General features: G+C 48.5%; 12 protein-coding genes. 8 read left to right on the top strand and 4 right to left on the bottom strand.

Features of this window, described 5'->3' with window-relative positions; all coding sequences use genetic code 11:
* Nucleotides 1–7 precede the first annotated feature (7 nt).
* Nucleotides 8–577 carry a nucleotidyltransferase domain-containing protein gene (locus KNP77_RS10440; RefSeq protein ID WP_214890631.1) on the top strand — a complete coding sequence of 190 codons (570 nt, stop codon included), beginning with the start codon at nucleotides 8–10 and terminating at the stop codon, nucleotides 575–577.
* A gap of 18 nt (nucleotides 578–595) precedes the next feature.
* On the opposite strand, the gene KNP77_RS10445 is transcribed toward KNP77_RS10440, so the two are convergent.
* From KNP77_RS10445 to rpmH, 4 genes are all read right to left on the bottom strand, one after another.
* Nucleotides 596–1138, bottom strand: a complete 543-nt coding sequence (locus tag KNP77_RS10445; RefSeq protein WP_214890634.1) for an HdeD family acid-resistance protein — start codon at nucleotides 1136–1138, stop codon at nucleotides 596–598.
* Nucleotides 1139–1257: 119 nt separating this feature from the next.
* Nucleotides 1258–2118, bottom strand: coding sequence for a membrane protein insertase YidC (yidC, locus tag KNP77_RS10450; protein WP_070329332.1), 861 nt, complete (start codon nucleotides 2116–2118; stop codon nucleotides 1258–1260).
* Nucleotides 2119–2221: 103 nt separating this feature from the next.
* Nucleotides 2222–2575, bottom strand: a complete 354-nt coding sequence (gene rnpA / locus KNP77_RS10455) for a ribonuclease P protein component (RefSeq protein ID WP_070329331.1) — start codon at nucleotides 2573–2575, stop codon at nucleotides 2222–2224.
* 158 nt (nucleotides 2576–2733) lie between these two features.
* Nucleotides 2734–2868, bottom strand: coding sequence for a 50S ribosomal protein L34 (gene rpmH / locus KNP77_RS10460; RefSeq protein WP_083274156.1), 135 nt, complete (start codon nucleotides 2866–2868; stop codon nucleotides 2734–2736).
* A gap of 778 nt (nucleotides 2869–3646) precedes the next feature.
* On the opposite strand from rpmH, the gene dnaA reads away from it, so the two are divergent.
* From dnaA to KNP77_RS10495, 7 genes are all read left to right on the top strand, one after another.
* Nucleotides 3647–5020 carry a chromosomal replication initiator protein DnaA gene (gene dnaA, locus KNP77_RS10465; protein WP_070329330.1) on the top strand — a complete coding sequence of 458 codons (1374 nt, stop codon included), beginning with the start codon at nucleotides 3647–3649 and terminating at the stop codon, nucleotides 5018–5020.
* 197 nt (nucleotides 5021–5217) lie between these two features.
* Entirely contained in the window at nucleotides 5218–6357 is a 1140-nt protein-coding gene (gene dnaN / locus KNP77_RS10470) for a DNA polymerase III subunit beta (protein ID WP_070329329.1), read from the top strand.
* A 134-nt stretch (nucleotides 6358–6491) separates the two neighbouring features.
* Complete coding sequence (gene yaaA / locus KNP77_RS10475) at nucleotides 6492–6707, top strand: S4 domain-containing protein YaaA (protein WP_070329328.1); 216 nt, start codon at nucleotides 6492–6494, stop codon at nucleotides 6705–6707.
* Between the two features lies 1 nt (nucleotide 6708).
* Nucleotides 6709–7827, top strand: coding sequence for a DNA replication/repair protein RecF (gene recF, locus KNP77_RS10480; protein ID WP_214890637.1), 1119 nt, complete (start codon nucleotides 6709–6711; stop codon nucleotides 7825–7827).
* 54 nt (nucleotides 7828–7881) lie between these two features.
* Nucleotides 7882–9810 (top strand): DNA topoisomerase (ATP-hydrolyzing) subunit B, encoded by a 1929-nt coding sequence (gene gyrB / locus KNP77_RS10485; protein ID WP_070329326.1) that lies wholly within the window; start codon nucleotides 7882–7884, stop codon nucleotides 9808–9810.
* A 22-nt stretch (nucleotides 9811–9832) separates the two neighbouring features.
* Nucleotides 9833–12418, top strand: coding sequence for a DNA gyrase subunit A (gene gyrA, locus KNP77_RS10490; RefSeq protein WP_214890640.1), 2586 nt, complete (start codon nucleotides 9833–9835; stop codon nucleotides 12416–12418).
* A gap of 61 nt (nucleotides 12419–12479) precedes the next feature.
* Nucleotides 12480–13469, top strand: a complete 990-nt coding sequence (locus KNP77_RS10495; protein ID WP_214890643.1) for an HD-GYP domain-containing protein — start codon at nucleotides 12480–12482, stop codon at nucleotides 13467–13469.
* The last annotated feature ends 215 nt before the right edge of the window (nucleotides 13470–13684 follow it).

Here is a 13684-nt window from a genome sequence, read left to right on the forward strand (position 1 = left end):
CCAGCACTTGTCGGCGTACCGTCCAATCTTGCTCGAAGACGATATCTTCATCGTCGCCCCGCAACTGATTGTCGTCTACGATGACTTCTTACACGTCGACTTGTTCACCGTCACGTCGGAGACGTTGAACGGGCACGACGAAATTATGGTGCTGTTCGACCCCGGCAACCGGCTTGAACATCATCCCCGTTCGCTCACCTTGGCTACAGATGACTTATACGGGTACGCCTTCGATGCGATTTGGTTTTTCTTTCAATATACGAAAGCACGCGACCGCGGAAACGACATTTGGGCCGTCGAGATGTTGCGCCAAGGGATGAACCATTTCGCCTACGTCCTTGCAGCCCATTACGAGCCGCATCGTAGCGTCCTCGGGTTGAAAGACGTGGCTGCACGCGCCCGCATTGATTTGCGTGCGTGGTATGAGTCGTTGACCCCGACAAAACATGCCACGGCAGCGCGACTGTACGTCGCTCGCCTAGAGGAGGAACGTCAATTTTTGGAGACGATCGAAGGGTTCGCAACAATCCGACCGTTTCTCATAAATTTGCTGCAACGCGAAAAGAGCCGCCTGTGAAATCAGGCGGCTCTTCGTTCATCCATGCTGGCGTCTTGCAGACCGAAGCGTGAAATAGAGTACTACTTCGATGAGACCGACGGCAATTAAAAAGCCGCCGAACAATTGAAACAAGACGAGTAAGCTGTCGAACGGGTTCGCCAGCATGAGTAGCCCGATCCCGATCCACAACAAGCTGCTCAATAGAAAGAACATCCACCGACTCGCAATCGTCTTGCGAAAACCAACGGCTTGAATGAGCCGGATGAGCCCGCCAAACAAGAACAAGAAACCGATGAAGAGCGGCAAGAGGCTGGCTAACGTTTCAGCGAAGAAAAAGACGATCAAGGCAATCAAGATATAGACGATCCCCATAAAGAAGGATGGCGGCAACCCATCTTTTCGTTGGCGAAGACCTTGGAACAACACCCAAAGACCGAGTACAGCAAAATAACCGGCGACGAGATAAACGATGACGTCAAAGAAAAAGCGCGGATTAAATAAAATCAGTAACCCGATCAACAAATAAATACCGGCTTGGACTAACGTCGAACGCTCAAGCCGTTTGATCAGCGTCTCCATTAGGAATGCTCCCTTCTTGATTCAGATAATTGGTCCTTAATCCTATTCCCGCGTTTTATCCACAATACTTCTCTTGTCACAAAAAAAGGCTGTGGATCATTTATCCACAGCCTCAACGTTTATTTGCGTTTTTTCTTTTTGTTCTGTTTTTCTTCTTCTGCGAGTACCGCACGCTCTGCTTCTTTCGCAGCGATTTTCGCTTCAGCTTGAACTTTCATCTTCTCACGCATCGGCAACATGATCGCCATCGTCACGATGATTGAGATGATGTAACCGACGACCCAGTACATCGAGAGGGCTGCCGGGAGGGTGATCGACATGACGAAGATCATGACCGGGAAGATATAAAGCATCATCTTCAACTGCGGGTTTTGTTCTTGCCCCGCCATTGAGATTTTTTGTTGGGCGTACGTCAAGATCGCAGCAAGGATCGGCAAGATGAACGTCGGATCCGGCGCACCAAGGTCGAACCAAAGGAAACTTGCTTCAAAGATTTCAGGTGTCCGACGAATCGCATCATAGAATGCGAATAAGATCGGCATTTGAATCAAGATTGGCAAACACCCTGCGAGCGGGTTGATTTGGTAGTCTTGATACATCTTCATCATTTCTTCTTGCAGTTTACGCTGTGTCTCTTGGTCTTTCGAGCTATACTTCTCACGAAGCTTGAGCATTTCCGGTTGCAACACTTGCATCGCACCCATACTCTTCGTCTGCTTGATCATGAGCGGTAAGATCAAGAGTCGGACGATGATCGTCGCAACGATGATCGAATACCCGTACTGCCAAGTGCCGCCGATTAAATAAGCCGCTTCTTTTAACAACCATGCTAGTGGCCATACAAAGTATTGAGACCAGAAGCCTTCCGTTTCAGCCGTGATCGGCTCTCCTTGGATTGTCGATGGATCGACACATCCGGCCATCAACAAGATGACACCAGTCATGACGGCCAATAATCCTAATTTCAGGTTTTTGCTCATAATTCCTCCTACGCTTTCTGTATCGATTCTTTTAGTTGCGTCACACGTCTATCGGTCAATCCTAATTAGTTCGCGTTATATATGAAAGAACGAGCTCGGATTGTTATGATCGATCGACTTGTCTCTGTTGCCAAACTTTAGCTCGTTTGAACACATGTTTCAAACTCTCCGTCACTTCATCTTGCGAGAGCGACGTCGCCGGTTTACGAGCGATGATGACATAATTATGCGGAGCTACGTTCGGTTCGAGCAAGCGAAGCGATTCACGCATCAATCGTTTCATTCGGTTTCGTTCCACTGCGTTCCCTAACTTTTTGCTGACAGAAAGTCCAACCCGGAAATGCGCTTGATCCGCCTTTTGCGTGTAGACGACAAACTGACGATTAGCCACGGAGCGTCCTTCGCGAAACACCGCTTGGAACTCTTCATTCTTTTGGAGGCGGTATTCTTTTTTCAAAATTCTCACTCCATCCTTCGCTTCAAAAATCGTCACCTAACATCATATCATATCCCATTCATTTCAACGAGTGAGAATCGATTTTTTCCGTTCGATTCTGTGACGATAAAAAAAAGATTGCCCGAGGATCAGTTCCCCGGGCAATCTTTTGATCTTTATTAGACAGTCAAGGCTTTGCGGCCTTTACGACGACGAGCTGCAAGAATGTTGCGGCCGTTTTTAGTCGCCATACGCGAACGGAATCCGTGAACTTTTTTACGCTTACGGTTGTTAGGATTAAAAGTTGGTTTCATGGTTAAAGCACCTCCTCAAGGTTAACGCTCTATTAGCAAGTTATAGTTTCATTTAAGGCAGTCTTTAAGATTATATAAACTGTTCTACCGATTGTCAATGGCATTTCAAGAGGTTTTCGAATCGGGCACGAATAGTTGGCAGCGATGGACTTGATCTCCCCAGCTAGACGGATCAGGCTAGACATCGATAAAATAGGGGACTAAACGAGACGCAACCTTTACATTTGAGCCGTCATTCTTTTACAAATAGCTTAATAAAGCCGTTTTATCCACATATCCACCTAGTTATCCACACTTATATGTGTATAACTCCATATTTTTCAACAATTGTAACGTGCGGTTTCTTAAAATTCCACTTTCTTCTCTTACAAAAACAATACGATATTTTCCTTCTCCCTCTTTTGTGCATAACTTTTTCATGACGGCTCGTTCACTTTAAGTTTATCCACAACATATCCACAGCTTATCCACACTGTCCACAGCATGTGGATAAGTGCCTGTGGATTGTTTTTTAAATCTGTGGATAAATGTCAAAAACCGTTGCCACGTCTATTTTATTTTGCTAAACTAAATGTGCACAACTCGTGGATGATATTTCATCAATTCCGAGATATACACAGCCTGTGGATAACTGTTATCCCCATAGTTAACACCTTGTGGATAACGTTATCCACAGTTTTTGTTTCCTGGGGATAAGCCTAGTTTCTACTATAAGAATAGTGAATGTGTATATCATGTGAATAAGTTTCGCCAATATGTGAGTAAAGGAGGTCTTTCATTGAAAAATGCTCGCGAGATTTGGAGAAATGTTTTATCTCTAATCGACGAAGAAGAACGAACACCAAAAGCTAGCTTTGACATGTGGTTGAAGTCAACGGAAGGAATTTCATTGATGGGAACGACACTCGTCGTATCCGCCCCCGCTAGTTTCATTGTCACTTGGCTCGAACGTCAGTACTTGTCATTACTGCAAGATACGGTTGAGGAAGTGACGAACAATCGACTTGAGATTCATTTTATCGAGGAGTCGCAAGCGCACAAGTATGCTCCTGCAGAGGGATCAAAAGAAGCGATTGCCGCTACAGAAACGAGAGAGCAGCCGGTTCCAGTACGATCAAAAGAGGAAGGGAACCTCGGTCAATTAAACGATAAGTATATCTTTGAAACGTTCGTCATCGGTTCGGGCAACCGGTTTGCCCACGCTGCCTCACTGGCTGTGGCCGAAGCGCCTGCGAGAGCTTACAACCCGCTCTTCATCTATGGGGGAGTCGGACTTGGAAAGACACACTTGATGCATGCGATCGGTCATTACGTGAAAGGGCAGAAGCCAGGCGCACGAATCGCCTACGTTTCGTCGGAAAAGTTTACAAACGAGTTCATTAACTCAATCCGCGACAACAAGACAGAGGAGTTCCGTAACCGTTACCGGAACATCGATGTTCTATTAATAGATGACATTCAGTTCTTGGCCGGGAAAGAACAGACGCAAGAAGAGTTCTTCCACACGTTCAATGCGCTCCATAACGATCAAAAACAAATCGTCATCTCGAGCGATCGGCCGCCTAAAGAGATTCCGACGTTAGAAGATCGTCTCCGGTCTCGGTTCGAATGGGGACTGATCACGGATATCACGCCGCCTGACCTCGAGACGCGGATCGCGATTTTACGGAAGAAAGCGACAGCTGAAGGGCTTGATATCGCCAATGATGTCATGCTCTACATCGCGAATCAAATCGACACGAACATTCGTGAGCTTGAAGGCGCACTTACCCGCGTCGTCGCCTATGCGAAGCTCGTCGCCCGGCCGATTGACCCTGATGTCGCTGCCGAAGCGCTCCACAACATCATGCCGGTGCAAGAGGCGAAGAAGATTGTCATCCGTGACATCCAAGAGATCGTCGGTCATCACTTTAATATCGAGGTCGATGAGCTCAAAGCGAAAAAACGGACGAAGACGCTCGCTTTCCCGAGACAGATCGCGATGTATTTATCACGCGAGATGACCGAGAGCTCACTCCCTAAAATCGGAGAAGAGTTCGGTGGGCGGGATCACACGACAGTTATCCACGCGCATGAGAAGATTAGCACGTTACTCAAGCATGATCCGGAGATGCAAGAGACGATTAAAACATTGAAGAAGGCGTTGTCGTAACCGTCTCATTCCTCCTGTGGATATCCTGTGGATAAACAAGCCGAGTTATCCACATGTTATTCACAGGCAGATTGGCTCAACACCAGTTGTTCAAGTGAGTTATCCCCACTATCCACAGCCCTTATTACTATTATGACTTAAATAATACTATTATTATTAAACTATATGACTCATTTCACTTAGGAGGAATTATCCACATGCACTTAACGATTCAGCGCGATGTATTCATGCAAGCCGTACAAGATGTATCAAAAGCTGTTGCTTCTAGAACGACGATCCCAATTTTGACAGGATTAAAACTTGAAGCCCATGCGGATGGATTGACGCTCACAGGAAGTGATACGGAAATTTCGATCGAACGATTGATCCCGGTCGAAGAGGGTGGAATCGAACTCATCCAAATCCAACGTGCCGGTAGCGTCGTCTTGAACGCCCGTTTCCTTGGTGAAATCGTCAAGAAGCTCCCGACGAACGAAGTCACACTCGAAGTCTCACCAAACTTCATGACGCGTATCGAATCAGGTCAAGCGGAGTTCCATCTGAACGGACTCGACCCAGACGAGTATCCACGTCTCCCTGAACTAGCGAGCGACCGCCGGTTCTATCTTCCGGCCGATTTGTTGAAGACGATCATTCGCCAAACAAGCTTTGCCGTCTCGTCGCAAGAGACACGTCCAGTCCTGACAGGTGTGAATTTCTCAGCTGAAAAAGGATTTTTGACATGCGTCGCGACGGATAGCCATCGGTTGGCACTGCGCCGGGCCCGTTTTGAAACAGATGACGATTTGACGTTCCAAAACGTCGTCGTGCCGGGTCGTTCGCTCAATGAGCTCGCAAAATTACTTGACCGTGAAGAGTTGCCGATTGAAATCGTCTTGACGGACCAACAGATTCTATTCCGTCTGAAAAACATTTCGTTCTTTTCACGTCTTCTTGATGGAGCGTACCCAGATACGTCTCGCTTGATCCCAGAAGAATATCGGACTGCAGTTCGTTTGAATGCGAAAGATTTCTTACAGGCGATTGATCGTGCATCGCTGTTGGCACGTTCGGATCGCAACAATGTCATCAAGTTCGTGGCTGAAGAAGCGAACACTGTCGAAGTCTCTTCACACTCGCCTGAAGTCGGGAAAGTGTCCGAGCGGGTCAGCATCTTATCGCTCGAAGGTGAAGAACTCAAAATTTCGTTCAACTCGAAATTTGTCATGGATGCGCTTCGTGCGCTCGATGCGACGGAAATCGAGGTTCAATTCACAGGTTCGATGCGCCCGTTTATTTTGCGTCCGGTCGAACAAGATAGTGTCCTTCAGTTGATTTTGCCAGTCCGCACATCGTAATCAAGATGGAGCGAATCGGGGATGATGAGGTGTTTCACCTAATCATCCCTATTTTTGCCTTATTCGACGTTTTTCGATAAACTAATATGTATGGCGATTTTTTGTGAAAAGTATGAAGGAAAGGAAGTGACGACATGGAAAAAGTGTCGATTACGACCGAGTATGTAACACTCGGACAATTTTTAAAATTAGCTGATATTATTTCAAGCGGAGGCCAAGCGAAATTCTTTTTGGAAGACGTTGAGATCAAAGTGAACGGCGAGGTCGATCAACGCCGCGGCCGTAAACTCCGCGACGGAGACAAGATTGAAGTCGAGGGCTACGGGGACTTCCAAATCGAGGGGAACTAACGTGCACTTATTGTCGATTCGACTGCAAAACTACCGCAACTATGAAGCCCTTGAGCTAAATTTTTCAGAACAGACGAATGTTCTCATCGGTGAGAACGCCCAAGGCAAAACGAATCTGCTCGAATCGATTTACGTACTTGCGCTCGCAAAGTCGCATCGGACGACGCAAGACCGTGAACTGATCGGATGGGAAGCGGAAACGGCCGTCGTCGAGGGTCGGATCCATAAACGTACCGGTGAAACGGTACAGTCGCTGAGCTTTTCTCCGAAAGGGAAAAAAGCGAAACTGAACCACCTCGAGCAACGACGGCTCAGTGACTACGTCGGAGCGTTCAACGTCGTCTTGTTCGCGCCAGAAGATCTTGCGATTGTCAAAGGCAGCCCTCAAGGACGAAGACGTTTTTTAGATATGGAAATCGGACAAGTCAGTCCGATTTACTTGCATGACTTGAATCAGTATTTGAAAACACTGAAGCAACGGAATGCATTTTTAAAACAACTGTCGATCAAAGGTGGGGACGAGACATTGCTCGAAGTGCTCACCGACCAACTGATTGAGCTTGCCGTCAAAATCGTCTCCAGGCGCCACCATTTTATCGATCAACTCGAGAAATGGGCCGGACCGATCCATGCAGGAATCACTCGGAACTTAGAAACGTTGACGATTCAATACGTCTCGGACACGTTTCAAAAAGAACGTCACACGAAAGAACAGATGTTTGAAACGTATCGGCAAAAGTTTGATAAAATAAGAGAGAACGAACGAAGAAGAGGTGTGACCCTGTTCGGTCCCCATCGCGACGACTTCGAATTGTACGTCAATGATCGGAACGTCCAAACGTTCGGTTCACAGGGCCAGCAACGCACGGCGGCCTTGTCGTTAAAACTAGCGGAGATTGAACTGATCCACGAAGAGGTCGGGGAGTATCCGCTGCTGTTGTTAGACGACGTCTTATCTGAATTAGATGATCATCGCCAAACCCATCTGCTTGATACGATGGGGCAGAAAGTCCAAACGATTATTACGACGACCAATATCGATGGAATTGCTCACGAAACGATTCAACAAGCCAAGTTGTTTCACGTGAAACAAGGTAAAGTTGAGACGGAATCTGTCTAACGTACGACCAATCCTTATGAACACCAATTCATGTATAGTAGGTGAATGAAACCGATGAGTAACGAAAACGAAAAACAAATGCAAGATTATGGTGCCGATCAGATTCAAGTGCTTGAAGGGTTAGAAGCCGTTCGTAAACGCCCAGGGATGTATATCGGTTCGACGAGTTCACGCGGGCTCCACCACTTAGTGTGGGAAGTCGTCGACAACTCGATTGATGAAGCGCTCGCCGGTCATTGTGAAACGATTACCGTGACAATCGAACCAGGCAACTCTGTCGTGGTCGAAGATGATGGCCGGGGGATTCCGGTCGACATTCAGAAAAAGACAGGACGTCCTGCCGTCGAAGTCATCTTCACCGTTCTCCACGCCGGAGGTAAATTTGGCGGCGGTGGATATAAAGTGTCGGGTGGTTTGCACGGAGTCGGGGCGTCCGTCGTTAACGCCTTGTCGAAGAAACTCGAAGTGTTCGTACGCCGAAACGGTAACGTTTACTATCAATCGTTCAAACGCGGCGCACCTCAAGGTGAGCTCGAGATTGTCGGCACGACAGACACGACCGGTACGACGGTTCGTTTCTTCCCAGATGGAGACATCTTCGACGAAACACTCGAATACGATTTTGATCTTCTCGCAACGCGCTTGCGTGAACTTGCTTTCTTGAACAAAGGACTCCGTATCATCGCAAAAGATGAGCGGGGCGATGAAACGATTGAGCGCAATTATTATTACGAAGGCGGGATTAAGTCTTACGTCGAGCATTTGAACCGTTCGAAGTCCTCGATCCACGAGGAACCGGTTTATGTACACGGTACGAAAGACGGGATCGAAGTAGAGATTGCGCTGCAGTACAACGAAGGGTTCTCGAGCAATATTTACTCGTTCACAAACAATATCCCGACACACGAAGGCGGAACGCACGAGACCGGATTCAAAACGGCACTGACACGGGCGATCAACGATTACGCCAAACGCTTTGGATTGATGAAAGAGGCTGATGGCAGCCTTTCTGGCGACGACGTGCGTGAAGGGATGACCGCGATCGTCTCGGTCAAACACCCGTCACCGCAGTTCGAGGGACAGACGAAGACGAAGCTCGGTAACGCTGACGCCCGTACGGTGACAGATTCACTCTTTAGCGAGACGTTCGAACAGTTCTTGCTTGAGAACCCGTCGGTCGGCCGACTCATCGTCGATAAAGGGCTCATGGCAGCCCGTGCCCGCCTCGCGGCCAAACGCGCCCGTGAAATGACACGTCGTAAAGGCATCCTTGAAGTCAGCTCGTTGCCAGGTAAGCTGGCCGACTGTTCATCGAAGGACGCATCGAAATCTGAACTGTACATCGTCGAGGGTGACTCGGCCGGTGGATCAGCCAAGTCGGGACGCGACCGTCATTTCCAAGCGATTTTGCCAATCCGAGGTAAGATCATCAACGTCGAGAAAGCAAGACTCGATAAAATCTTAGCCAACCAGGAAGTCCGGACAATCATCACGGCACTTGGGACCGGGATCGCCGACGAATTCGATCTCGGCAAGGCGCGTTACCATAAGTTGATCATCATGACCGATGCCGACGTCGATGGTGCCCACATCCGGACACTGTTGCTGACGTTCTTCTATCGTTACATGCGGCCACTTATTGAGAGCGGCTACGTCTACATCGCCCAGCCGCCACTCTACGGTGTAAAACATGGTAAAGAGATTGTTTACGTCCAAAACGACCGCGAACTCCAAGAAGCAATCAAACGACTTCCTGAGAACGCGCGCTATAGTGTACAGCGCTACAAGGGTCTCGGTGAGATGGACCCGGAACAACTTTGGAGCACGACGATGAATCCAGAGTCTCGCTCGATGCTTCGTGTCGACCTTCAAGACGCCATCGAGGCAGATGAGGTCTTTGAGACGCTCATGGGCGACAATGTCGAGCCGCGCCGTGACTTCATCCAGTCACACGCACACTACGTGAAAAACCTCGATATTTAAAAAGAAGGGTAGGCAATAACGAATGGCAGAACAAGAAAATATCAAGGATATAAATATTAGCCAAGAGATGCGGACGTCGTTCATGGACTATGCGATGAGCGTCATCGTGTCGCGTGCCCTCCCGGACGTGCGAGACGGTCTCAAGCCGGTTCACCGCCGTATCCTTTATGCGATGAACGAGCTCGGGATTCGTGCCGACAAGCCCCATAAGAAGTCTGCCCGTGTCGTCGGTGACGTCATCGGTAAGTATCACCCACACGGTGATTCAGCCGTTTACGAGACGATGGTCCGGATGGCCCAAGATTTCAGTTATCGCTATGAACTCGTCGATGGCCACGGAAACTTCGGGTCCGTCGATGGAGACTCGGCAGCGGCAATGCGTTACACGGAAGCCCGTATGTCGAAAATCGCGATGGAACTCGTGCGCGATATCGGTAAAAACACGATCGACTATCAAGCAAACTTTGATGGTGAAGAGAAAGAACCAGTCGTTATGCCGGCCCGTTTCCCGAACTTCCTCGTCAATGGTACGAGCGGGATTGCGGTCGGGATGGCGACGAACGTACCGCCACATAACTTGAACGAAGTAATCGATGGCGTGCTTGCGCTCACGCACAATCCGGACATCACGATTTCAGAGCTCATGCAGTACATTCCGGGTCCGGACTTTCCGACGTCTGGTGAGATTTTAGGACGCAGCGGTATTCGCCGGGCGTATGAGACAGGTCGCGGATCGATCACGATGCGCGCGAAAGCCGAGATCCAAGTGTTGAAGAACGGCCGTGAACGCATCCTCGTCCATGAAATTCCGTATCAAGTGAACAAGGCACGTCTCGTTGAAAAGATTGCTGACCTAGTTCGCGATAAGAAAATCGAGGGCATCACAGACCTTCGTGACGAGTCGGACCGAAACGGAATGCGCGTCGTCATCGAGGTACGCCGCGATGCGAACGCAAGCGTCATTTTGAACAACTTGTATAAACAGACGCCGATGCAAACGACGTTCGGGGTGAACATGCTCGCGCTCGTCGGAGGACGTCCGAAGACGCTCAACTTGAAACAAGCGATCTATTATTACATCGAACACCAAAAAGAAGTCGTTCGGCGCCGGACACAATTCGACCTTGATAAGGCAGAGGCACGCGCTCATATTCTCGAAGGTCTCCGTGTCGCGCTCGACCATCTTGATGAAGTCATCGCCATCATCCGCAGCACGCGAACTGGTGACGAGGCCCGTGAGAAATTGATTGCTCGCTTCGGACTATCAACAGAGCAGACGCAAGCCATTCTCGATATGCGTCTTCAACGGTTGACTGGTCTTGAACGCGAGAAAATCGAAGGCGAGTATCGCGAGATCCGTACGTTGATTGAAGAATTGCGTGCGATTTTAGGGGATGAAGAACTCCTTCTCGACATCATTCGCAATGAACTGACTGAAATCAAAGAACGTTACGGCGATGCACGTCGTACCGTGATCCGTACCGACATCATCGAGCTTGAGGATGAGGATTTGATCCCGGTTCGTGACATGATGATCGCACTGACGAGCGAAGGTTACATCAAATCGATTCCGAGTGACTCGTATCGTACACAACGCCGTGGCGGTCGAGGGAAACAAGGAATGGGTACGAATGACGAAGACTTCGTATTGCGCCTCTTATCTGCTTCAACGCACGATACGATCTTGTTCTTCACGAACTTCGGTCGCGTGTTCCGCTTGAAAGGATATGAGATTCCTGAGATGAGCCGAACCGCGAAAGGGATGCCGATTATCAACTTGCTCCAAGTCGATAAGGGCGAGAAGGTCGAAACGATGATTCCGGTCGACTTTAATAGCTATTTGGCGGACAAAGCCATCGTTGAGGACGCTGGTGAAGGTTCAGAAGAAGAAGAAGTGGCTGATGAGCAATTGTCACTCGTGTTTATCACGAAGCACGGACTTGTTAAACGGTCACCGCTTTCTGCCTATGCTCGCATCAACAAAAACGGGTTGCGTGCCATCAGCTTAAATGATAGCGATGAGCTCGTTACCGTACGTCTCGCGAAGAGCGACGACGAGATGTTGATCGTGACACACGCAGGGATGTCGATTCGCTTCCCGCTCGAAGGTGAGGTCCGTTCGATGGGCCGTACCGCTCGCGGTGTACGTGCGATTCGACTGAAGAAAGATGATGATCGAGTCGTTTCGATGGAAATCGTACGCCCGACGCAAGACGTGCTCATCATCACGGAAAAAGGATATGGCAAACGCACGGCGATGGAACAATTCCGTACGCAAGGTCGAGGTGGTTCTGGAATTATCGGAATCAAGACAGACCGCGGAACTGTCGTCGGGATGCGCGTAGTCGATGAAGATGATGACATCATGCTCATGACCGAGCTCGGTGTCGCGATTCGAATCGATGCCCAAACAATTTCGCAAATGGGTCGTAGCACGCGCGGTGTCAAAGTCATGAATATCGAAGATGGCGATCGCTTGGCGACAATTGCTAAACTGAAAAAAGATGAATTAGAAGATGAATTAGAAGAGGAATCGACAGTTGATGTGGAGAATGGGTTTGTTGATGAAGCACCCGAAGTTGGCCCATCGTCTGAAGAGACTGAGTAAGACGAAAAGGTTGAACGGTGCTTCCGTTCGACCTTTTTTCATACAATCAGGAGGGATGAGCATGCGACTTGCCATTTCAAACGTTCACGTTGGAATGACGCTTTTGACGTCAGTTTCTTCGTTAGAGGCAGGAACGAAACTGACAAACGAACATTTACGATTGCTCCGTTTTTTAAAGGTGGGAGTCATTGATGTCGCTCCGGTCGAATGTCGCCATCTTACCCGCGACGAGGAAATCGATCTATGTGCAAAAGTGCTCCAATACGAACGGCATTACAATCAATGGGAAGAACGGATTGCCCCCAACCCTTACGAAGCGCTTGAATTCGTCCATCAACTGTTTAAACGTGAATATCCGCTATCGGCCATCGTCACGTTCTTTACGAATCAACCACTTCGAAAAAATCATGTGATTCATCATGCGATTTATCGAGCCTTAGTAGCCAAGACGCTATCGAAATACCGAGGAGATGAACACCGCATTCAATTCGATTATGGCGTTGCTTCCTATTTCGCAGATGCGAGCTACGCTAAAATACGAAAGTGGTCCCACATGCGCTATTTCACAAAAATGGAACGAGAGCTGTTGTATCAGCACCCGCTCGTCTCGTTTGCGATGTTACCGCAAGATCAGACACTTAGAGCCAGGGTCGGTAAATTGATTGCCGAACATCATGAACGCCTAGACGGATCAGGTTTTCCGAATCGGCTAGAAGAACGAGCCCTCCATCCTGCATCACCGTTGTTCATCGTCGCTGATCGGTTCTGCCAATTGACAGCCCCACGTACGTTCAGGGCAGCGTTGACAGCAGAAGAGGCCTATTTTTATATGTGGCAAAATGAGGCATACGATGGGGAAGCATTGACGTTTTTAGCTACACTGCTCGGCTTTTACGAAGTAGGACGGACTGTCTTACTGAGCAGTGGTGTGCGCGGAACGATTCAACGCTACACGCCGAGCGTGGAACAACCGGTCGTGATCGCTGAACCAACGCAAGAAACATACGATTTATCTCAACTTGATGAGGTACGAATCGTCGCTTTTCAGTAACCGTCTAGCGTGTTCCTTCTATATAGTGCCGTCGAAAGAATACGCTAGATATTATTCTTTTAAAATATTTTATTTTTATAGTTGACGAATATAATTACAGATGATACTATTAATGAGTCGTTAAGAGCGACAGACGAACTTTGAAAACTGAACGATGAGGCAAAAAAAGTTTTACAAGTTTTGATTGAAGCGCAAGCTTCGTCATTTTCAAGAGC

It is taken from the genome of Exiguobacterium sp. s142 (assembly GCF_018618455.1).
Taxonomy (GTDB): domain Bacteria; phylum Bacillota; class Bacilli; order Exiguobacteriales; family Exiguobacteriaceae; genus Exiguobacterium; species Exiguobacterium aurantiacum_A.